Source organism: Soonwooa sp. T0.1_25 (assembly GCF_057652215.1).
The window spans coordinates 548,604-567,442 of the sequence record NZ_JBYFBZ010000001.1; the positions used below are offsets into that span (position 1 = coordinate 548,604).

Sequence of the window (18,839 nt, forward strand, 5' to 3'; positions counted from 1 at the left end):
CCAAAATCTAAAATTTAAATTATGTTACAACCAAGAAGAATGAAATTCCGTAAGATTCATAAAATGAAGATGAAGGGGATTGCTCAAAGAGGTAATCAACTTGCATACGGAACATTTGGTATCAAGGCAACAGAAGGAGCATGGGTAACAGCTAGACAAATCGAAGCTGCCCGTATCGCTGCAACTAGATATATGAAAAGAGAAGGTCAATTATGGATCAAAATATTCCCAGACAAGCCTATTACTAAAAAACCTGCAGAGGTTCGTATGGGTAAAGGTAAAGGTGCTGTAGAATATTGGGTAGCTGTAGTTAAACCTGGTAAAATTATGTTCGAAGTAGGTGGAGTACCTTACGACGTAGCAAAAGAAGCTTTGAGACTTGCTGCTCAAAAGTTACCAATCGTTACTAAGTTCGTAGTTGCTAACGATTTTGTTAAACCTCTTTAATATCTGAATAACAATGAATAAAGCTGACATCAAAAACTTAAGCGTTGAGGATTTGAAAAATCAACTGACTGAAGCTAAAGCTAACCTTAACAAATTAACTTTGGCTCACAAAATCAGCCCGATTGAAAATCCAATTCAGATTAGAGATTTAAGAAAGACAATCGCTAGATTAAACACTGAGTTAACTAACAAACAATCATAATTCCTTTTTACAATGGAAAGAAATTTAAGAAAAGAAAGAATCGGAGTAGTTTCCAGCAATAAAATGGAAAAAACCATTGTTGTTAGTGAAACTATGAGAATGAAGCACCCGATGTACGGTAAATTCGTTTTGAAAACGAAAAAATATACTGCACATGACGAAAATAACGAGTGCAACGAAGGGGACACTGTTCTAATTACAGAAACAAGACCTTTGAGTAAGAGCAAAAGATGGAGATTAGTAAGAATCATAGAAAGAGCTAAGTAATGTTACAAACAGAATCAAGATTAAAAGTAGCTGATAATACTGGTGCTAAAGAAGTATTGGTTATCAGAGTTCTGGGTGGTACCAGAAGAAGATATGCTTCAGTTGGTGATAAAATCGTAGTGACTATCAAAGATTCTACGCCATCAGGAAATGCAAAAAAAGGACAAGTTTCTAAAGCTGTAGTAGTGAGAACTAAAAAAGCAGTACGTAGAAAAGATGGATCTTACATCAAATTCGACGACAATGCTTGTGTATTACTTAACGCAGCTGGAGAGATGAGAGGAACGCGTGTTTTCGGACCAGTTGCTCGTGAGTTGAGAGATAAAGAATATATGAAAGTCATTTCATTAGCTCCTGAAGTACTTTAATTTTTAAAATTTACAAAAAAATGACAAAGTTAAAAATCAAAAGAGGAGATAACGTAATCATCACTACCGGAAGAAAAGAAATCAAAGGTAAAACTGGTGAGGTTATTGAAGTGATCAAAAAAGAAGGTAAAGACGCTAGAGTTATTGTAGCAGGTCTTAACATCGTGAAAAAACACGTTAAGCCATCTGCACAAAATCCTCAAGGTGGGATTGTAGAGAAAGAAGCATCTATCCACATTTCTAACGTTATGTTAGTTGATCCTAAAACAGGAAAAGCTACTAAAGTTGGTTATAAAGTAGATGGTGATAAGAAAGTAAGATTTGCAAAACAATCTGGTGAAACTTTATAATTAGATTACAATGGAATATATCGTAAGACCAAAACAAGCATATAAAGACAAAATTGTTCCTGCAATGATGGAAGAATTCGGGTACAAGTCAGTAATGCAAGTACCTAAGTTACTTAAAATCGTTGTTAGCCAAGGTTTGGGTGCAGCGACGCAAGACAAGAAAATTGTTGACTATGCTGTAGAAGAATTAACAAATATCACTGGACAAAAAGCTGTTGGTACTTTATCTAAAAAAGATGAAGCTGCTTTCAAACTTAGAAAAGGTATGCCAGTTGGTGCAATGGTAACTCTTAGAGCTAACAAAATGTATGAGTTCTTAGACAGATTAACATCTTCAGCGCTTCCACGTATCAGAGATTTCTCTGGTATCAAAGCTGACGGATTCGATGGTAGAGGTAACTATAACTTAGGTATTACTGAGCAAATTATCTTCCCAGAGATCGTTATCGACAAAGTAAAGAAAATCCAAGGGATGGACATTACTTTCGTTACTTCTGCTAAGACAGATAAAGAAGCTAAAGCATTATTAACTCACTTCGGTTTACCGTTCAAAAAGAACTAAGACATGGCTAAAGAATCAATGAAAGCGCGTGAGCGCAAAAGAGAAGCTACTGTAGCTAAATATGCTGAGAAAAGAAAAGCTCTTAAAGAAGCTGGAGATTACGAAGCACTACAGAAGTTACCAAAAAATGCTTCTCCAGTTAGACTTCACAACCGTTGCAAGTTAACTGGACGTCCAAGAGGTTACATGAGAACTTTCGGGATTTCTAGAGTAACTTTCAGAGAAATGGCTAACAATGGCCTTATCCCTGGAGTTAAGAAAGCAAGTTGGTAATCAACTAAAAATTAATCTAGACAGCCAAGTTGGTTTTTCGAGATATAAGATAGAAGATGTCAGATGACAGACTTCTATAGTCTGGAATCTGATATCCGAAATCTGAAATCCAAACTCAAAACTAGCTGTTATTAACCAATCAATAAATTAAAAAAAGAAATGGTAACAGATCCAATTTCAGATTTCCTAACTAGAGTAAGGAACGCACAAAGCGCAGGCCACAAAGTGGTGGAAATTCCTGCATCGAAAATCAAAAAAGAGATTACGAAAATTCTTTTTGACCAAGGTTATATCCTTAACTACAAGTTCGAGGATAACTCAGTTCAAGGAGCTATCAAAATCGCTTTAAAGTATGACAAACAAACTAGCAAACCAGCTATCAAGTCTATCCAAAGAGCTTCTAGACCAGGTCTACGTCAGTACAAAGGTACTGCAGAACTTCCAAGAGTTCTTAACGGACTAGGTATTGCAATCATCTCAACTTCTAAAGGGTTGATGACTGATAAAAAAGCAAGAGAAGAAAAAGTAGGAGGCGAAGTAATTTGCTACGTTTATTAATTTTTAATATAGGAAATAATGTCAAGAATTGGTAAAGCAATTATAGAAATTCCTGCTGGTGTTACAGTTACTAACAACAATGGTATTGTAACAGTTAAAGGTCCAAAAGGAGAACTTACTCAAGAGTTAACCGATGGAATTTCAATTGAAGAAAAAGATGGCGTAATCACAGTAACTCGCCCATCAGATTCTAAACAACATAAAGCACTTCACGGTCTATACAGAGCACTTATCAATAACATGGTTGTTGGTGCTGGTACAGGTTTTACAAAGCAATTAGAGCTTGTGGGTGTTGGTTATAGAGCTTCTCACTCTGGTCAAAAACTAGAATTAGCTCTAGGTTTCTCACACGGTATCGTGGTAGAACTTCCAAAAGAAGTTGCTGTAGAAACTTTGACTGAAAAAGGTAAAAACCCTATTATTACTCTATCTTCTCACGATAAACAACTTCTTGGGATGGTGGCTGCAAAGATCAGATCTTTCAGAAAACCTGAGCCTTACAAAGGAAAAGGTGTGAAATTCGTAGGTGAAATCATCAGAAGAAAAGCCGGTAAATCTGCATAAAATTTAAGAAAATGGCATTAACAAAAGTTGAAAAGAGAAACAGAATCAAAAGAAGAGTTAGAGGTAAGATTTCAGGATCTGCTGAAAAACCAAGATTGTCTGTTTACAAAAGTAATAAAGAAATCTACGCTCAAATCGTAGATGATAAAGAGGGTAAAACTTTAGTATTCGCTTCTTCTCGTGAGAAAGGTGTTGACGCTAAAGGTACTAAGACTGAAGCTGCTGTTGCAGTTGGTAAAAAAATCGCTGAGAAAGCTATCGCTGCTGGTATCGAGAACATCGTATTCGACAGAAACGGTTTCGTATTCCATGGTAGAGTTAAAGCTTTGGCTGATGGTGCTAGAGAAGCTGGTCTTAAATTCTAATCTTTTAAATTCAGAAAAATATGTTAGACAATATAGAAAGAGTTAAACCTGGAGGATTAGAACTAAAAGATCGTCTGGTTGCTGTTAATAGAGTAACTAAAGTAACTAAAGGTGGTAGAGCATTCGGATTTTCTGCTATCGTAGTTGTTGGTAATGAAGATGGTGTTATTGGTTACGGATTAGGTAAATCTAAGGAAGTAGCTTCTGCAATCTCTAAAGCTGTAGAAGATGCTAAGAAAAACTTAGTAAAAGTACCTGTAATGAACAAAACTATCCCTCACCAGACTACAGCTAGATATGGTGGTGCTGATATCTTCTTGAGACCTGCATCTCACGGTACAGGACTTATCGCTGGTGGTGCAGTACGTGCAGTACTAGAATCTGCTGGTGTACAAGACGTATTATCTAAGTCTAAAGGATCTTCTAACCCACACAACGTGGTTAAAGCAACTTTCAAAGCTTTATTAGACATCAGAAGACCTGAAGAAATCGCTAGAATGCGTGGTGTTTCCCTAAGTAAAGTGTTTAACGGTTAATATATAAGCAATGGCAAAGATTAAAGTAAAACAAGTAAGAAGCGCTATTGGTAGAACAAAAACCCAAAAAAGAACGCTTGAAGCATTAGGTTTGAAAAAACTTCACCAAGTAGTTGAGCACGAAGCAACACCTGCTATTTTAGGTATGGTTGCTGCAGTAGGTCACTTACTAGAAGTTCAAGAAGAGAAATAATACAATGTATACGTAGTGTAATGGTCTTTATCTAGGCCATTACATTATAATTTTAAAAATCATAATCGTAATGAATTTAAATAACATACAACCAGCATCAGGATCTACGCATAACTCTAAGAGAATTGGTAGAGGACAAGGAAGTGGTAAAGGTGGTACATCTACCAAAGGTCACAAAGGTCAAAAAGCAAGAGCTGGTTATTCTGAGAAGATCGGATTCGAAGGTGGACAGATGCCACTTCAAAGAAGATTGCCAAAATTTGGTTTTAAAAACGTTAACAGAAAAGAATACAGAGCTATCAACCTAGATAGTATCCAAAATCTTGTCGATACAAAAGGTATCTCTGGAGAGATCACTAAAGAAGTATTGGTTGCTAACGGTTTAGCTTCTAAAAATGACTTAATCAAAATTTTAGGTAGAGGAGACCTTAAAGCTAATGTTTCTATCTCTGCTAACAAGTTTACTAAGTCTGCAGAAGAAGCTATTACTAAAGCTGGAGGTAAAGCAATCACTCTTTAATAAAAGATCAAATGAAAGAATTTATACAAACACTAAAAAACATTTGGAGCCTAAAGGAGCTTAGAGATAAAATTATTTTAACTCTATCTTTAGTCCTTGTGTATAGATTCGCTTCTTATATTTCACTTCCTGCTATTAACATGGCAGAGGTGGGCAACCTTCTACAACATTACCAAAATCAAGGCGGGAACCAACAAGGGGCCGGCCTTTTGGGTTTACTTTCATCATTCACTGGTGGTGCTTTCTCGAGAGCATCAATTATGGCATTAGGAATTATGCCTTACATCTCTGCTTCGATTATCGTACAGTTGATGGGTATGGCGATTCCTTATTTGCAAAAATTACAGAAAGATGGTGAGAGTGGTAGAAATACACTAAACCAAATCACAAGATGGTTAACGATTGCAGTATGTTTGGTACAAGCACCTTCATACTTAACATCGGTAACACAATTCTTTTTACCTTACGGACAATTCCAATCAGCTTATTATATAGATCCTAACTCTATTATGTTCTGGTTACCAAGTATTGTTATCCTAGTTGCAGGATCAGTTTTTGCAATGTGGTTAGGTGAGAAGATTACAGATAAAGGTATTGGAAACGGTATTTCTATCCTTATTATGGTTGGTATCCTTGCGGATCTTCCAACTGCATTTATCCAAGAGTTTTCAACTCAGACTGGTAAAGGTGGATTTGGCACAATCATGATTTTAGTAGAAGTATTGTTCTGGTTGTTAGTAGTTCTTTTAGCTATTATTTTATCAGTAGCTGTTAGAAAAATTCCTATTCAGTATGTAAGTCGTGCTCAGGCAAGAGGCGGTGTTAACAGAAACCTAATGCAAGGTGCTAGACAATGGATCCCATTGAAGGTAAATGCAGCAGGTGTTATGCCGATTATCTTTGCACAAGCTTTGATGTTCGTACCAGGATTATTAACAAAAGTGGATGAGTCTAATACGTTTTTGGCAGGATTCAAAAATGTTTTTAGTTGGCAATACAATGTATTGTTTGCATTATTAATTATTATTTTCTCATTTTTCTATACTGCAATCACAATTCCAGTTAACCAAATGGCGGATGACCTTAAGCGTAATGGCGGTTTGATACCAAAAGTAAGACCTGGAAAAGAGACTGCAGATTACCTAGATGACATTTTGTCAAAAATTACCTTGCCAGGTGCGATTTTTTTATCTATCTTTGCAGTCCTTCCGGCTATAGTGCACGGAGCGTTTGTTCAGACAGATAGATTTGCCCTGTTCTTCGGTGGTACATCACTATTAATTATGGTTGGTGTGATCCTGGATACAGTTCAGCAAATCAATACGTATTTGTTAAATCATCATTACGATGGTTTAATGCAGTCAAAATTGTCTAGAACAACAAATGTAGAATAATTGTAAATGGCAAAACAAAAGCATATAGAACAAGACGGTGTTATTACGGAAGCACTTTCGAATGCGCAGTTCCGAGTAGAACTAGAAAATGGGCATATCCTTATTGCCCATATTTCTGGTAAGATGAGAATGCATTACATCAAACTGCTTCCTGGTGATAAGGTAAGATTGGAGATGTCTCCGTATGACCTTACTAAGGGAAGGATCACTTTTAGATACTAATTATCTAAATGTAATAATAGAAATATAAAAGAAAAATCTCTCAAATGAAAGTTAGAGCATCTATTAAAAAAAGAAGTGCTGATTGCAAGATTGTACGCAGAAAAGGTGTACTGTTCGTAATCAACAAGAAGAACCCTAAATTTAAACAAAGACAAGGTTAACAACCACTATTAAATTATGGCGAGAATTGCAGGTATTGATTTACCAAAGAACAAAAGAGGCGTTATCGGTCTTACTTACATCTACGGTGTAGGAAGAAGCACGGCTTCAGAAATTTTGAAGAGCGCTGGTATCAGCGAAGACAAGAAAGTCAACGAATGGAATGACGATGAATTGGCATTAATCAGAGGTTATATCTCAGACAACATCAAAGTTGAAGGAGAATTAAGATCTGAAACGCAATTAAACATCAAGCGATTGATGGATATTGGTTGCCAACGAGGAATACGTCACAGACTGGGATTACCTTTAAGAGGCCAAAGAACTAAAAATAATTCTAGAACCCGTAAAGGAAAGAGAAAAACTGTTGCTAACAAAAAGAAAGCAAGTAAATAATCTGTAGAATTTATTATGGCAAAACAAACTAAAGTTGTTAAAAAAAGAAAAGTAAAAGTTGAGGCTATTGGTGAAGCGCATATTCAAGCTTCTTTCAATAACATCATCATTTCTTTAACAAATAAAAACGGAGAAGTAATCTCTTGGGCATCTGCCGGTAAAATGGGATTCAGAGGTTCTAAAAAGAATACTCCTTTTGCTGCACAAATGGCAGCAGAAAACTGTTCTCAAGTAGCTCACGAAGCTGGTCTTAGAAGAGTTAAGGTGTTTGTAAAAGGTCCAGGTGCGGGTAGAGAGTCTGCTATCAGAACTATCCACAACTCAGGAATCGAAGTGAGCGAAATCGTTGATATTACACCGATGCCGCATAACGGATGTAGACCACCTAAAAGAAGAAGAGTTTAATTTTTAGAATTTATCCCTAATGGCAAGATATATTGGACCTAAAACTAAAATTGCTAGAAAATTTGGTCAAGCAATTTACGGAGACGATAAAAACTTTGAAAAAAGAAAAAACCAACCGCCTGGACAACACGGACCTAACAAAAGAAGAGGTGCTAAGAAGTCTGAATACGCTATTCAGTTAGCTGAAAAGCAAAAAGCTAAATATACTTACGGTATTTTAGAAAGACAATTTGCTAACCTTTTCGAAAAGGCTGATAGAAGCAAAGGAGTAACTGGTGAAGTTCTTTTACAATTATGTGAGTCTAGACTAGACAACGTTGTATACAGACTAGGTTATGCAAAAACTAGATCTGCTGCAAGACAATTAGTTTCTCACAGACACATCACTGTTAATGGTGAGTTGGTTAACATACCTTCTTATCTATTAAAAGCTGGTGATGTAGTTGCAGTAAGAGAAAAATCAAAATCACTAGAAGTTATCGCTAACTCTTTAGCATCTAAAATTAACTACGAGTGGTTACAATTCAATGACGAGAAGAAAGAAGGTACTTTCGTTTCTGCTCCTGAAAGAATCCAAATTCCGGAAGACATCAAGGAACAGTTAATCGTCGAATTATACTCTAAATAATAATTTTTTCAAATTTTTGCTCAACCATACTATGGCAATTTTAACATTTATAAAACCAGATAAAGTAATCCTACTTAATTCTACAGATTTCAAAGGTCAATTCGAATTTAGACCTCTTGAACCAGGATTTGGATTAACAATCGGTAATGCATTGAGAAGAGTTTTGCTTTCTTCTCTGGAAGGATATGCTATTTCATCTATCAAAATAGAGGGCGTAGAGCACGAATTTTCGACTATACCAGGTGTGATCGAAGATGTTACTGAAATCATACTTAATCTTAAGCAACTTCGTCTTAAGGCTACAACAGAAAACCCATCTAGCGAGCAAGTTAATGTAAAAATTTCTGGTCAAGAAGTTATTACGGCTGGTGACTTAGGTAAAGGTATCAACAATTTCGAGGTTCTTAACCAAGATCTTGTTATCTGTAACCTTACTAAAGACGTTAACTTTGAGATTACTTTCAATATTGAAAAAGGTAGAGGTTACGTTCCTTCAGAACAAAACAAGTCTAACAATGCACCAATTGGTACTATTGCAATAGATTCTATCTTTACACCAATTAAAAAAGTACAGTATAGCATCGAAAATTATCGTGTAGAGCAAAAAACAGACTACGAAAAACTAATCTTGGATATTGAGACTGATGGTTCTATCACACCTCAAAATGCCTTAACAGAAGCTTCTAAGATATTAATTTATCACTTTATGTTATTCTCTGATGAGAGAATTACGCTAGAAACGGAAGCTGTTAAAGCATCTATCCAATATGACGAAGAAACACTTCATACAAGACAACTTCTTAAATCAAAATTAGCAGATATGGATCTTTCTGTAAGAGCCCTTAACTGTTTGAAAGCGGCTGAAGTAGAAACGCTTGGAGAACTTGTTGCCTTCAGTAAGTCTGATTTGATGAAATTCAGAAATTTTGGTAAAAAATCTTTAACAGAACTTGAAGAATTGGTTCACGCAAAAGGACTAAATTTCGGGTTTGATGTTGCAAAATATAAGTTAGACGCTGACAAATAATCCTTACAATGAGACACGGAAAGAAAATCAATCACTTAGGTAGAACGGCGCCGCACAGAAAAGCAATGCTGTCTAACATGGCTTGTTCCCTAATTGAACATAAAAGAATCAACACTACAGTTGCTAAAGCTAAAGCTTTAAGAACTTACGTTGAACCTCTTCTTACTAAAGCTAAAGAAGATACAACTCATAACAGAAGAACTGTATTCTCTTACCTTAAAAGTAAAGAAGCTGTTACAGAACTTTTCAGAACTGTAGCACCAAAAATCGCTGAAAGAAATGGCGGTTATACAAGAATCATCAAAACTGGTTTCAGACTTGGTGATAGTGCAGATACTGCTATGATCGAACTTGTTGACTTTAACGAGCTTTACAACCCTAAAGCTGAAGAGAAAAAAACAACGAGAAGAAGTAGAAAACCTGCTACTAAAAAAGAAGAAACAGCTCCAGTTGCTGAAACGAAAGTTGAAGAAACACCTGCTGCTGATTCTAAAGAAGAAAAAACTGAAGAATAATCTTCGTTTTGATCATAATAAAAACGCCTTGCTTTTGTAAGGCGTTTTTAATTTTTGTAGTAACTAGAATTCTATTATTTTTGTTCAAAATAGTTGAATGAAATTTTTCCTTAGCTGGTTATATAGTTTATGTTTTGTTTTGGGATGGAGCCAAACAACAACTAACCCAAAGCTCGATCTTCCACAGATCCCGTCCAATATTAGTATTCCCATACAACTTCCAATTTCCGAAATTGAAAATCTCATTAATAAATCTGTTATAGGAACCATCTACGAAGACAAATCTTTTACGGATAACAATAACGACCAATTCAAAGTTAAAGTCAACAAGTTGTCAGATATTAAGCTGAAAGCCTTAACCAATAATCGATTGATGATTTCGGTGCCATTACAAATTTGGGCAGAAAAAGGTTACGGGACAATGGGGGTTTACTTATACAAAGATACAAGTTTTAACTTAGTGATGAATTTTGTTTCGTCAATTTCTACTAATCCAGATTGGAGTTTGACCACATCGACGCAGAGTGCAGGCTTTGTTTGGAAAGAAAAGCCGGTTCTCGATTACGGAAAAGTTAAGATCCCTGTTGCAAACTTTATTGAATCAACACTTAAAGAACAACAATCAAAATTCACTTCTTTAATAGATGCACAGATTAAAAATTCTTTTAAGTTACAACCTTACTTAGTCCTTGCTTGGAATCAGTTTGCAAAGCCAATTAATATTTCTCAAGAATATAATACTTGGTTAAAAATTACGCCTCAAAGAACATATTTAAAACCCATTGAAGTCTATGCAGATAAGATTAAGACAAATGTTGGTCTTAGCCTTCTTTCTGAGACTTTCGTAGGCGAAGTGCCGTCTGCGTCAGCTTTGGTTAAAAAAGTTCCTAATTACATTTCTAAACCTGATATTTCTGATGATTTTGTGCTACAGACAACAACTAATATTAGTTTTAATGAAGCAAGTATTTTAGCAGAGAAACAGTTTTTACATAAGGAAATCGAACTTGGCAGTTCTTCTCGAAAAGTTAAAGTAGAAGCCATTTCTGTATATCCAGAAAAAGATAATATTGTTTTAGAAATTACGACTTCGGGCTATGTTCATGGAACGTCTTTTATTAAAGGACAAGCTTCTTATGATGAAGTCGGACAAAAGATTGTTTTAACCAATACAGATTTTAATTTAAAAACGAAAAACATTTTTCAAAAAGCTGTGACAGTTTTGTTCGAAGGTAAGATTAGAAAAATGGTGGAGCAAGAATATGGCATCCCTATGAAAGACATGGTAACGTCGTCTAAACAAAGCTTGACAGAAAATTTTAATAAAGAGTATTTTCCAGGACTAAAATTATCGGGTCAAGTTGTCGATTTTAAACCAAGTAAATTTATTTTAACACCGACTTATATTACTGTGGTCATCGATACTAAAGCAAAGTTACAATTATTAATTTCGGGACTGAATTTTTAGTATATTTAAAAGAAAAAATCATGAAGAATATTTTTATTTCATTTTTATCTCTTTCGGGAGTTTTAATATTTGCTCAGGAAGCCGCGCCGTTGCACATCCAAAATATGAGTTTGAATGCTCAAAGTATTTTTTTGAAAGATGGATTTAAAACTGATTTAGGAACAGAAGGTATTCCTTACATAAACAATGATCTTTTTTCGGAAGCTAAAGTTGGAACTTCTGAAAAGTTGACTAGTGTTAGATATAATGCTAGCCTAGATCAGTTTGAGTTTCTTCAGAATGGACAAATGCTATTGATGGGCAAAGAAGATTGGTACAGCCCTGTTTATTTTCCGTCAACAAAGGAATTTGTTGTATTGGGAGATATTATATATAAGAATAAATCGACGAAATCTTATTTGTTTGAATATATTAAAGGTGATAAGGTAAGTGCATATCGTAAAATTTCCAAGACATTTAAGAAAGGTGAATATGCGGCATCTTCTTTTGATAAAGATCAACCGAATCGATTTAGAGAAGAGCCAGATCAATATTATTTGAAATTGGAGGACGGAAAATTTGTGGAATTTCCTAAGAATAAGAAAAAACTTATTGAATTATTTCCGGATAAGAAAAAGTCAATTAATGATAATGTAATTTCTAATGACTTTGATTTTAATACTAAAAAGTTAATTGTCTCACTTTTAAATAGATAATTTATTAGATATTAGAAATAAAAAAACCTCTGATTCTTCAGAGGTTTTTTTGTGGAGTTGGAGGGATTCGAACCCTCGTCCAAACAAGCAATACATAAGCTTTCTACATGCTTATTTTGCTATTGGTTTTCGAACATAGGCAGAGAGCAAACACCCAACCTACATCTTATCTTCTAAAATTTTCGTGTTTTGGACGAAGCTTCCAAAACCTTATTTCCGCATTCCTATGCCCCAGAATCCAACGTCGCAGAACAGAACATTGGTGAGACATCTTGCTTCCTTACTATCTTCAGGAAAGCGCTCAGAACCTACTAAACTTCGGATTAAGCTGCAAGAGCGAACTCTTCGTTGCCAGTTAAAATTTTGTAGCAAGGGATTAAAGAGATCGCGCTACGGTTCTCTGCATGCTTACTTACACATTGGTCTTGCTGTCGAAACCAGTCAACCCCAAGTTTGTCTACAAAGATACGAATTTTATCTCGTCTTTTTTTCTAAATTTTAAGCTCTCTTATTTTATATCAACACACCGCTTCCTGTTTGTTTTTAAATTGTTGAATATCAATATGATGTATATTTTTGTTTAATAGTTGAAAGCATCATTGTGGATAAAAAGAGATTAAGATTTTGCTAACCTATTGTTAATCAAAGCTTGGTGAATTCTGTGGAAAACTTTTTCAAACATTAACATTAAATTTCGAGTTTTCGGGGCTTTTGCATTTTCTTTTTAGACTTTCAATTTCTATTTTTGTAAGACCGATTTGTTTCAAAATCATATTTTCTAAATTATTGAAATTGAAACAAATAAGTGTTTATAAAGGAAATAAATCACTGTTAGAAAGTATAAAACGCGAATAAAAAGTTAAAGAATTATGGGCATTTTCGATAAAAGAGTTAGTTACAAACCATTTGAGTATCCAGAGATTTTGCAATTTGTGGAAGCGATTAACAAATCATTTTGGGTTCATTCAGAAGTAGATTTTACTGCAGATATTCAAGATTTTCATTCTCAATTGGCGCCACATGAAAAAATTGCGGTTAAACATGCGCTTTTAGCAATTGCTCAAATCGAAGTTTCGGTTAAAACATTTTGGGGAAATCTTTACAACCACTTGCCAAAGCCTGAATTTAATGGTTTGGGAGCAACTTTCGCGGAGTGTGAATTCCGTCATTCAGAAGCTTATTCTAGATTGTTGGAAGTGCTTGGGTACAACGAAGAGTTTAACAGCGTTGTAGAAATTCCTGCAGTTAAGAAAAGAATTGATTTTTTGTCAAACGTTCTTAAACACGCTAATTCTACAACGCCGAAAGAATATGTTTCTTCTTTGTTGTTGTTTTCGATTTTGATTGAAAACGTATCATTGTTCTCTCAGTTTGCGATTATTTTGTCGTTTACAAGATTCAAAGGATTCATGAAGAATGTGTCTAACATTATTGCTTGGACGTCTGTTGATGAGCAAATTCACGCTAATGCTGGTATTTATTTAATCAACAAAATCAGAGAGGAGCAACCAAATCTTTTAACAGATTCTGACATCGAAGATATTTACACTTTAGTGGATGAGTCTATCGCGTTGGAAGCAGAAATTCTTGATTGGATTTTTGAGCAAGGTGAATTGGATAACTTTTCAAAAGAAGATCTTCTTAACTTTATGAAATACCGTGTTGACGATTCTCTTAAAAAAATCGGTATGAAAACACGTTACGATGTTTCTCCAGAACAATACAGACCAATGGTTTGGTTCGAGGAGGAAGTATTCGCAAACTCTATGGACGATTTCTTTGCAAAAAGACCTGTAGATTATACTAAGCATGACAAGTCGATTACTGCTAACGATTTGTTTTAAAATTTATTTTTAATGAAAGAAATTATTGATTTGCTAAATAAGCATGAGGAAGGTCTTGAAACCATTAATCAAAGACTTGATAATATTTATAGTGATATGCCAACAAGTATTGATGTGAACAAAGAACAACTCGAAGAGAATGTTAGAAATTTAAAATTAGAGGTTGAAAAACTAAGTGGAAAATTAGATCATTTAATATATTTATTTGAAAATAGAGTCTAATAAGTTTTCCTTTTAAATGTTTTTTTTAATTTATACAAAGTAAAGAGAGTTTTACATAAAATTATGATGGACGAAAATATCGATATCTGGTGGCTCAACGAAGAGTCCGAGCAAATGCTTAACAGAGGTTATCTTCTAAAAGGTGAAACTGTAGATGGCGCAATTGATCGTATTACAACTGCTGCGGCAAAAAGACTTTTCAAACCAGAATTGCAACCAGCTTTCAAAGAGATGATTGTAAAAGGGTGGATCAGTTTTTCATCGCCAGTTTGGGCAAATATGGGAACACAAAGAGGATTGCCGATTTCGTGTTTTAATGTTCATATTCCAGATAGTATCGAAGGAATCACACACAAAATGGGTGAAGTAATTATGCAAACTAAAATCGGTGGTGGTACATCGGGATATTTTGGAGAATTGCGTAATCGTGGTACTGCTGTTACAGACAACGGAAAATCTTCGGGTGCGGTTTCGTTTATGAAACTGTTTGACACTGCGATGGATGTTGTATCACAAGGTGGTGTTAGACGTGGTGCTTTTGCAGCTTATCTAGACATTGACCACGGCGATATTGAAGAGTTTTTATCAATTAAAGATATCGGAAGTCCTATCCAAAACTTGTTTACAGGTGTTTGCGTTCCAGATTATTGGATGCAAGATATGGTAGATGGTGATATGGAAAAACGTAAAATCTGGGCGCGCGTGCTAGAAAGCCGCCAGCAAAAAGGTTTGCCATATATTTTCTTTACAGATAATGTTAACAGAAATAAACCTCAAGTCTATAAAGACGCTGGATTAATGGTTAATGCAAGTAATCTTTGTTCGGAGATTATGTTGCCATCGACAACCAACGAGTCGTTTATTTGCTGTTTATCTTCAATGAATCTTGAGTTGTTCGACGAGTGGAAAGATACCAACGCTGTTAAATTGGCGATTTATTTTCTAGACGCTGTATTGTCAGAGTTTATTGAAAAAACTGAAGGTAACTATTATTTGACATCAGCGCGTAATTTCGCAATGCGTCACAGAGCTTTAGGTTTGGGAGTTTTGGGTTACCATTCTTATTTACAAAAGAATATGATTCCATTTGAAAGTTTCGAAGCGACACAATTTAACGCGAGAGCTTTCAGACATATTAAAGAGCAAGCTGAGCAAGCTTCTAAAGAGTTGGCTAACATCTATGGTGAACCAGAAATGTTAAAAGGTTACGGACTTCGTAACACAACTCTGATGGCGATTGCGCCGACAACTTCTAGTTCTGCTATTTTAGGGCAAACATCTCCAGGAATTGAGCCTTTCGCTTCTAACTATTACAAAGCAGGTTTAGCAAAAGGAAACTTTATGCGTAAAAATAAATACCTTGCTAAATTGCTACAAGAAAAAGGTCTTGATAACGAAGAGACGTGGAGAAATGTGATGCTTAATCACGGTTCGGTACAACATCTTGATGGTTTGACAGATGATGAAAAAGCAGTTTTCAAAACATTTAGAGAAATTTCTCCAATGGAAATTGTATCACAAGCCGCTCAAAGACAACAATATATCGACCAAGCACAGTCACTTAACTTACAGATTCCGTCTACAATGCCGGTTAAGGATGTTAACTATGTGATGATTGAAGCTTGGAAAAAAGGCGTAAAAACCCTATATTACCAAAGAAGTTCGTCGGTGTCAAAAGAATTGATGGTGAACTTTGTAAGTTGTTCTTCTTGCGAAGCATAACAAAATGACATTATAATTAATTGATACTTAAAAAGACCGTAGATTTTCTGCGGTCTTTTTTTGAAGTAAACATTTACAAAAGATGTCAGTTTTTTTCTAACTTTAAACTTTGAATTTAAAATTTAATCACAATGAAATTCGGACAAGTTGAAGATCCTTCAAAAATAGATTTTAGGCTACCTCAAGATAATTCGCATACTAAGACTATTTTAAAACTAAATAAAAAAGGTTTGCAAGACATATCAATCGGTTGTGCAAAATGGAATAAAACTGACCTTAAAGGCTTTTATCCAAAAGGTACAAAAGATGAATTAAGTTATTATGCGACGCAATTTAATTCCATTGAGTTGAATGCAACGTTTTACGGAATGCCTTCTCCTGATCAGGTTTTAACTTGGAAAGATAAAACGCCCGATGATTTTAAATTTTTCCCAAAAATCACAAATACAGTTTCGCATTTTCGAAGATTATTGAATATTGATGATGTTGTGACACAATTTGCAACTTCGGTTCTTAATTTCGGAGATAAATTAGGAATGGTTTTTTTACAGTTACACGATAATTTTAAACCTAAAGATTATGAACGTTTAGAAAAGTTTGTCCAAAATTGGCCTAAAGAAGTGCCATTAGCAGTCGAACTTCGCAACACCGAATGGTTTGTAGATGAAGAGATTTTTGATAAAACATGCAAATTGTTTGAAGATAATAATGTTAGCAATATTATTGTTGATACTGCTGGACGTCGTGATATGTTACACATGCGATTGACGACGCCAACAGCTTTTATTAGATATGTTGGTGCTAATGCTGAGAACGATTATCAAAGATTGGACGATTGGTTGGAGCGATTGACAACGTGGAAGAAAGAAGGTTTAGAAAACTTGTATTTCTTCGTTCATCAAAATATAGAAAAAGCATCGCCACTTTTGTCCGCACATTTTATTAAAAAACTAAATGAAGCTTGGGGAAAAGAAATTCATATTCCACAAATGGGAAGTGATCCATCCAAATTGACTTTGTTTTAAAACTAAAAAAGCAGCTCTTATTCGAGCTGCTTTTCTTTTGGATTTTGTTTATTGATTAAGGCATTTTGAAACCTCTAGTTGTCATTCTTCCGTATTCGTCAACGTATTTAACTTGTACATTTCCAGAATATCCATCAAGGATTTTTTCAACATCTTTTTGACTGTTAACAGGTTTTCCATTAACTTCGATAATGATGTAGTTATCAACGATTCCGATTTTGTCCATTTCGCCACCTTCGGTTACATTTCTAGCAATTACGCCACTGTTAAGTCCATAGTTTGTTTTAATTCTATCACTTAATGGCTCGAACTCACTACCGATTTTTTCAGTAACCGTTAAATCAGCTTTACTTCTTGCAGAGGTATTACCTTTTTGGTCTTTAAGCGTTACGTTAGCGGTATTGGTCTTTCCGTTTCTGGTATAAGTCACCAAAACTTTGTCACCAGGTCTTTTGCTACCAATCACGAAAGATAAATCTGCGTAGCTATTGATGTCTGTGTTATCGATTTTCGTAATAACATCTCCAATTCTTATACCTGCATCACCAGCGCCACTATTATCGCTAACTTCTCGTACATAGACGCCATTTCCAGTTTTTAAATTGGCTTTTTTCTCTTGGTTGTAAGCCATCACTTGGTTGTCGTTTGATAAATCAAGTGTACCAACACCTAAGAAACCTCTTTGTACCAAACCAAACTTCTTAATGTCTTCAACAATTTTTCTTGCTAAGTTAGAAGGAACTGCAAAACCATAACCTTCATAATATCCAGTATTTGACGAGATTGCTGTGTTAATACCAATAAGGTCACCACTCACATTAACCAAAGCACCACCACTGTTACCCGGATTAATTGCTGCATCCGTTTGGATAAAGCTTTCAATTGGCGTTCTAGATTGTTGACTTAACAGATCGATGCTTCTTCCTTTAGCGGAGATAATACCCGCTGTAACTGTAGAATTAAGTCCTAACGGGTTACCAACTGCCAAAACCCATTGTCCAACTTCAACCGCGTCTGAGTTTGCGAAATTAAGATAAGGAAGACCCTTTTCTTCAATTTTTAAAAGTGCGATATCTGTATTTGGATCGGTACCAACTAGATTAGCAATGTAAGTCTTTTTATTACTGAGTACAACTTCTAGTTTACTAGCACCTGCTACTACATGGTTGTTAGAAATGATGTAACCATCAGGAGAGATAATTACACCAGAACCTAAACCAGAAGGCATATTTTTAGGTGGTTGCTGACGTTGCTGCGGTTGCTGTCTTCCTCCTCCAAATGGATTCCCGAAGAAGAAATCAAACAAATCGCTATCTGGCGCTCTTTGCGCAGATCTATTAGAATAATTTTTTATAGTAACAACTGCAGGGACAGTCATCTTAGAAGCTTTTACAAAGTCATCTCCGACTGCGCTAGTATTAAGACCAGCAAAGCTTGCATTGTTACTAGATTTTGTAAAGTAAGAAAAATCCTCACCAGAATTATGTGGATCAAAATATTTAATAGCTCCAAAAGTAGTTGCGCCTGATAAAACCCCAACTACAGCTAACGGCATTAGTTTTTTTAATGTATTCTTCATTTTATATTTCCTTTAGTTTTTGATTTTAATATTTAAACAAATTTAATGCTAAATATGTATAAACTAAAAACTTAGTGTTACAGATTTAACTAAGTTTAACCATTATTAAATATAAATTAATAAATATTTCTCGATTTTAAGAGTTTTTTAGTGGTTTTAAAGGCTTTTTAAGATTTGAAATATACTTTTTATTTTTACTAAATGTGAAAATTTGTCAATGATTTTTTTTGAATGCTGACAAAACTTCTCATAGAGGATATAATTTTAGGTTAATAAAACTATCAATTGCCTTTAATTTTAAACAAGAATAAATTAATTACCTTTGCAAAAAAT

At 34.9% G+C, this 18,839-nt stretch carries 28 protein-coding genes and 1 other RNA gene; 27 read left to right on the forward strand and 2 right to left on the reverse strand.

All coding sequences use genetic code 11. The features are described from left to right. Positions 1 to 21: 21 nt before the first annotated feature. The 23 genes from rplP (at position 22) to AC23MB_RS02700 (ending at position 12,114) form a co-directional block, all read left to right on the forward strand. Positions 22 to 447 (forward strand): 50S ribosomal protein L16, encoded by a 426-nt coding sequence (gene rplP / locus AC23MB_RS02590; protein ID WP_312322624.1) that lies wholly within the window; start codon positions 22 to 24, stop codon positions 445 to 447. A gap of 13 nt (positions 448 to 460) precedes the next feature. Then, positions 461 to 649 (forward strand): 50S ribosomal protein L29, encoded by a 189-nt coding sequence (gene rpmC / locus AC23MB_RS02595; RefSeq protein ID WP_079667184.1) that lies wholly within the window; start codon positions 461 to 463, stop codon positions 647 to 649. A 12-nt stretch (positions 650 to 661) separates the two neighbouring features. After that, on the forward strand, positions 662 to 916 hold the full coding sequence (rpsQ, locus tag AC23MB_RS02600; protein ID WP_079667185.1) for a 30S ribosomal protein S17: 255 nt from the start codon (positions 662 to 664) through the stop codon (positions 914 to 916). After that, positions 916 to 1,284 carry a 50S ribosomal protein L14 gene (gene rplN / locus AC23MB_RS02605; protein WP_002661337.1) on the forward strand — a complete coding sequence of 123 codons (369 nt, stop codon included), beginning with the start codon at positions 916 to 918 and terminating at the stop codon, positions 1,282 to 1,284. Before rpsQ ends, rplN begins: the two co-directional genes overlap by 1 nt. 20 nt (positions 1,285 to 1,304) lie before the next feature. Next, positions 1,305 to 1,634, forward strand: a complete 330-nt coding sequence (gene rplX, locus AC23MB_RS02610; RefSeq protein ID WP_079667187.1) for a 50S ribosomal protein L24 — start codon at positions 1,305 to 1,307, stop codon at positions 1,632 to 1,634. Positions 1,635 to 1,644: 10 nt separating this feature from the next. Further along, positions 1,645 to 2,196, forward strand: coding sequence for a 50S ribosomal protein L5 (gene rplE, locus AC23MB_RS02615; RefSeq protein WP_313030165.1), 552 nt, complete (start codon positions 1,645 to 1,647; stop codon positions 2,194 to 2,196). A gap of 3 nt (positions 2,197 to 2,199) precedes the next feature. Further along, entirely contained in the window at positions 2,200 to 2,469 is a 270-nt protein-coding gene (gene rpsN / locus AC23MB_RS02620; protein ID WP_027383308.1) for a 30S ribosomal protein S14, read from the forward strand. 159 nt (positions 2,470 to 2,628) lie between these two features. Continuing rightward, positions 2,629 to 3,027: a 30S ribosomal protein S8 gene (rpsH, locus tag AC23MB_RS02625; protein WP_079667189.1), complete on the forward strand. Its 399-nt coding sequence runs from the start codon at positions 2,629 to 2,631 to the stop codon at positions 3,025 to 3,027. A gap of 18 nt (positions 3,028 to 3,045) precedes the next feature. Continuing rightward, positions 3,046 to 3,591 (forward strand): 50S ribosomal protein L6, encoded by a 546-nt coding sequence (gene rplF, locus AC23MB_RS02630; protein WP_313030168.1) that lies wholly within the window; start codon positions 3,046 to 3,048, stop codon positions 3,589 to 3,591. An 11-nt stretch (positions 3,592 to 3,602) separates the two neighbouring features. Continuing rightward, positions 3,603 to 3,956 carry a 50S ribosomal protein L18 gene (gene rplR, locus AC23MB_RS02635; RefSeq protein ID WP_079667191.1) on the forward strand — a complete coding sequence of 118 codons (354 nt, stop codon included), beginning with the start codon at positions 3,603 to 3,605 and terminating at the stop codon, positions 3,954 to 3,956. 20 nt (positions 3,957 to 3,976) lie between these two features. Further along, the gene (gene rpsE / locus AC23MB_RS02640; RefSeq protein ID WP_079667192.1) at positions 3,977 to 4,492 is read left to right on the forward strand and encodes a 30S ribosomal protein S5; all 516 of its coding nucleotides are present in this window, start codon (positions 3,977 to 3,979) and stop codon (positions 4,490 to 4,492) included. Positions 4,493 to 4,502: 10 nt separating this feature from the next. After that, a complete protein-coding gene (gene rpmD / locus AC23MB_RS02645) occupies positions 4,503 to 4,685 on the forward strand; it encodes a 50S ribosomal protein L30 (RefSeq protein ID WP_313030173.1) in 183 nt (60 codons plus the stop codon). A gap of 70 nt (positions 4,686 to 4,755) precedes the next feature. Beyond that, positions 4,756 to 5,205: a 50S ribosomal protein L15 gene (gene rplO / locus AC23MB_RS02650; protein WP_313214977.1), complete on the forward strand. Its 450-nt coding sequence runs from the start codon at positions 4,756 to 4,758 to the stop codon at positions 5,203 to 5,205. 11 nt (positions 5,206 to 5,216) lie between these two features. Continuing rightward, on the forward strand, positions 5,217 to 6,599 hold the full coding sequence (gene secY, locus AC23MB_RS02655) for a preprotein translocase subunit SecY (protein ID WP_079667195.1): 1,383 nt from the start codon (positions 5,217 to 5,219) through the stop codon (positions 6,597 to 6,599). Between the two features lie 6 nt (positions 6,600 to 6,605). Beyond that, the gene (gene infA, locus AC23MB_RS02660) at positions 6,606 to 6,821 is read left to right on the forward strand and encodes a translation initiation factor IF-1 (protein WP_079667196.1); all 216 of its coding nucleotides are present in this window, start codon (positions 6,606 to 6,608) and stop codon (positions 6,819 to 6,821) included. A gap of 44 nt (positions 6,822 to 6,865) precedes the next feature. After that, positions 6,866 to 6,982 carry a 50S ribosomal protein L36 gene (gene rpmJ / locus AC23MB_RS02665; protein WP_007839480.1) on the forward strand — a complete coding sequence of 39 codons (117 nt, stop codon included), beginning with the start codon at positions 6,866 to 6,868 and terminating at the stop codon, positions 6,980 to 6,982. Positions 6,983 to 6,998: 16 nt separating this feature from the next. Continuing rightward, complete coding sequence (rpsM, locus tag AC23MB_RS02670) at positions 6,999 to 7,376, forward strand: 30S ribosomal protein S13 (RefSeq protein WP_079667197.1); 378 nt, start codon at positions 6,999 to 7,001, stop codon at positions 7,374 to 7,376. A 15-nt stretch (positions 7,377 to 7,391) separates the two neighbouring features. Then, a complete protein-coding gene (gene rpsK / locus AC23MB_RS02675) occupies positions 7,392 to 7,781 on the forward strand; it encodes a 30S ribosomal protein S11 (RefSeq protein WP_487786460.1) in 390 nt (129 codons plus the stop codon). A 19-nt stretch (positions 7,782 to 7,800) separates the two neighbouring features. Beyond that, a complete protein-coding gene (gene rpsD, locus AC23MB_RS02680) occupies positions 7,801 to 8,409 on the forward strand; it encodes a 30S ribosomal protein S4 (RefSeq protein WP_487786461.1) in 609 nt (202 codons plus the stop codon). Positions 8,410 to 8,440: 31 nt separating this feature from the next. Further along, positions 8,441 to 9,436 (forward strand): DNA-directed RNA polymerase subunit alpha, encoded by a 996-nt coding sequence (locus tag AC23MB_RS02685; RefSeq protein WP_079667199.1) that lies wholly within the window; start codon positions 8,441 to 8,443, stop codon positions 9,434 to 9,436. Between the two features lie 8 nt (positions 9,437 to 9,444). Further along, on the forward strand, positions 9,445 to 9,951 hold the full coding sequence (gene rplQ, locus AC23MB_RS02690; RefSeq protein WP_313214974.1) for a 50S ribosomal protein L17: 507 nt from the start codon (positions 9,445 to 9,447) through the stop codon (positions 9,949 to 9,951). Positions 9,952 to 10,048: 97 nt separating this feature from the next. Next, positions 10,049 to 11,419, forward strand: coding sequence for a DUF4403 family protein (locus tag AC23MB_RS02695; RefSeq protein WP_487786462.1), 1,371 nt, complete (start codon positions 10,049 to 10,051; stop codon positions 11,417 to 11,419). Between the two features lie 20 nt (positions 11,420 to 11,439). Next, positions 11,440 to 12,114 carry a hypothetical protein gene (locus tag AC23MB_RS02700; RefSeq protein ID WP_487786463.1) on the forward strand — a complete coding sequence of 225 codons (675 nt, stop codon included), beginning with the start codon at positions 11,440 to 11,442 and terminating at the stop codon, positions 12,112 to 12,114. A gap of 49 nt (positions 12,115 to 12,163) precedes the next feature. Here the strand turns inward: AC23MB_RS02700 and ssrA are convergent. After that, positions 12,164 to 12,563, reverse strand: a transfer-messenger RNA (tmRNA) gene (gene ssrA / locus AC23MB_RS02705). Positions 12,564 to 12,983: 420 nt separating this feature from the next. On the opposite strand from ssrA, the gene AC23MB_RS02710 reads away from it, so the two are divergent. The 4 genes from AC23MB_RS02710 to AC23MB_RS02725 all read left to right on the forward strand — a co-directional run bounded on the left by AC23MB_RS02710 (position 12,984) and on the right by AC23MB_RS02725 (position 16,927). Continuing rightward, positions 12,984 to 13,958, forward strand: coding sequence for a ribonucleotide-diphosphate reductase subunit beta (locus tag AC23MB_RS02710; RefSeq protein WP_079667232.1), 975 nt, complete (start codon positions 12,984 to 12,986; stop codon positions 13,956 to 13,958). A 12-nt stretch (positions 13,959 to 13,970) separates the two neighbouring features. After that, positions 13,971 to 14,180, forward strand: a complete 210-nt coding sequence (locus AC23MB_RS02715; RefSeq protein WP_313030211.1) for a hypothetical protein — start codon at positions 13,971 to 13,973, stop codon at positions 14,178 to 14,180. A 66-nt stretch (positions 14,181 to 14,246) separates the two neighbouring features. Beyond that, the gene (locus AC23MB_RS02720) at positions 14,247 to 15,902 is read left to right on the forward strand and encodes a ribonucleoside-diphosphate reductase subunit alpha (RefSeq protein WP_312323763.1); all 1,656 of its coding nucleotides are present in this window, start codon (positions 14,247 to 14,249) and stop codon (positions 15,900 to 15,902) included. Positions 15,903 to 16,033: 131 nt separating this feature from the next. After that, the gene (locus AC23MB_RS02725; RefSeq protein ID WP_312323762.1) at positions 16,034 to 16,927 is read left to right on the forward strand and encodes a DUF72 domain-containing protein; all 894 of its coding nucleotides are present in this window, start codon (positions 16,034 to 16,036) and stop codon (positions 16,925 to 16,927) included. Between the two features lie 55 nt (positions 16,928 to 16,982). On the opposite strand, the gene AC23MB_RS02730 is transcribed toward AC23MB_RS02725, so the two are convergent. Continuing rightward, positions 16,983 to 18,506 (reverse strand): trypsin-like peptidase domain-containing protein, encoded by a 1,524-nt coding sequence (locus AC23MB_RS02730; RefSeq protein ID WP_313030215.1) that lies wholly within the window; start codon positions 18,504 to 18,506, stop codon positions 16,983 to 16,985. Positions 18,507 to 18,839: the final 333 nt, after the last annotated feature.

Excerpts from the sequence above, each read along its gene's own strand:
- rplP (WP_312322624.1), top strand. The coding sequence starts at position 22 with ATGTTACAACCAAGAAGAATGAAATTCCGTAAGATTCATAAAATGAAG.
- rpmC (WP_079667184.1), top strand. The coding sequence starts at position 461 with ATGAATAAAGCTGACATCAAAAACTTAAGCGTTGAGGATTTGAAAAAT.
- rpsQ (WP_079667185.1), top strand. The coding sequence starts at position 662 with ATGGAAAGAAATTTAAGAAAAGAAAGAATCGGAGTAGTTTCCAGCAAT.
- rplN (WP_002661337.1), top strand. The coding sequence starts at position 916 with ATGTTACAAACAGAATCAAGATTAAAAGTAGCTGATAATACTGGTGCT.
- rplX (WP_079667187.1), top strand. The coding sequence starts at position 1,305 with ATGACAAAGTTAAAAATCAAAAGAGGAGATAACGTAATCATCACTACC.
- rplE (WP_313030165.1), top strand. The coding sequence starts at position 1,645 with ATGGAATATATCGTAAGACCAAAACAAGCATATAAAGACAAAATTGTT.
- rpsN (WP_027383308.1), top strand. The coding sequence starts at position 2,200 with ATGGCTAAAGAATCAATGAAAGCGCGTGAGCGCAAAAGAGAAGCTACT.
- rpsH (WP_079667189.1), top strand. The coding sequence starts at position 2,629 with ATGGTAACAGATCCAATTTCAGATTTCCTAACTAGAGTAAGGAACGCA.
- rplF (WP_313030168.1), top strand. The coding sequence starts at position 3,046 with ATGTCAAGAATTGGTAAAGCAATTATAGAAATTCCTGCTGGTGTTACA.
- rplR (WP_079667191.1), top strand. The coding sequence starts at position 3,603 with ATGGCATTAACAAAAGTTGAAAAGAGAAACAGAATCAAAAGAAGAGTT.
- rpsE (WP_079667192.1), top strand. The coding sequence starts at position 3,977 with ATGTTAGACAATATAGAAAGAGTTAAACCTGGAGGATTAGAACTAAAA.
- rpmD (WP_313030173.1), top strand. The coding sequence starts at position 4,503 with ATGGCAAAGATTAAAGTAAAACAAGTAAGAAGCGCTATTGGTAGAACA.
- rplO (WP_313214977.1), top strand. The coding sequence starts at position 4,756 with ATGAATTTAAATAACATACAACCAGCATCAGGATCTACGCATAACTCT.
- secY (WP_079667195.1), top strand. The coding sequence starts at position 5,217 with ATGAAAGAATTTATACAAACACTAAAAAACATTTGGAGCCTAAAGGAG.
- infA (WP_079667196.1), top strand. The coding sequence starts at position 6,606 with ATGGCAAAACAAAAGCATATAGAACAAGACGGTGTTATTACGGAAGCA.
- rpmJ (WP_007839480.1), top strand. The coding sequence starts at position 6,866 with ATGAAAGTTAGAGCATCTATTAAAAAAAGAAGTGCTGATTGCAAGATT.
- rpsM (WP_079667197.1), top strand. The coding sequence starts at position 6,999 with ATGGCGAGAATTGCAGGTATTGATTTACCAAAGAACAAAAGAGGCGTT.
- rpsK (WP_487786460.1), top strand. The coding sequence starts at position 7,392 with ATGGCAAAACAAACTAAAGTTGTTAAAAAAAGAAAAGTAAAAGTTGAG.
- rpsD (WP_487786461.1), top strand. The coding sequence starts at position 7,801 with ATGGCAAGATATATTGGACCTAAAACTAAAATTGCTAGAAAATTTGGT.
- AC23MB_RS02685 (WP_079667199.1), top strand. The coding sequence starts at position 8,441 with ATGGCAATTTTAACATTTATAAAACCAGATAAAGTAATCCTACTTAAT.
- rplQ (WP_313214974.1), top strand. The coding sequence starts at position 9,445 with ATGAGACACGGAAAGAAAATCAATCACTTAGGTAGAACGGCGCCGCAC.
- AC23MB_RS02695 (WP_487786462.1), top strand. The coding sequence starts at position 10,049 with ATGAAATTTTTCCTTAGCTGGTTATATAGTTTATGTTTTGTTTTGGGA.
- AC23MB_RS02700 (WP_487786463.1), top strand. The coding sequence starts at position 11,440 with ATGAAGAATATTTTTATTTCATTTTTATCTCTTTCGGGAGTTTTAATA.
- AC23MB_RS02710 (WP_079667232.1), top strand. The coding sequence starts at position 12,984 with ATGGGCATTTTCGATAAAAGAGTTAGTTACAAACCATTTGAGTATCCA.
- AC23MB_RS02715 (WP_313030211.1), top strand. The coding sequence starts at position 13,971 with ATGAAAGAAATTATTGATTTGCTAAATAAGCATGAGGAAGGTCTTGAA.
- AC23MB_RS02720 (WP_312323763.1), top strand. The coding sequence starts at position 14,247 with ATGGACGAAAATATCGATATCTGGTGGCTCAACGAAGAGTCCGAGCAA.
- AC23MB_RS02725 (WP_312323762.1), top strand. The coding sequence starts at position 16,034 with ATGAAATTCGGACAAGTTGAAGATCCTTCAAAAATAGATTTTAGGCTA.
- AC23MB_RS02730 (WP_313030215.1), bottom strand. The coding sequence starts at position 18,506 with ATGAAGAATACATTAAAAAAACTAATGCCGTTAGCTGTAGTTGGGGTT.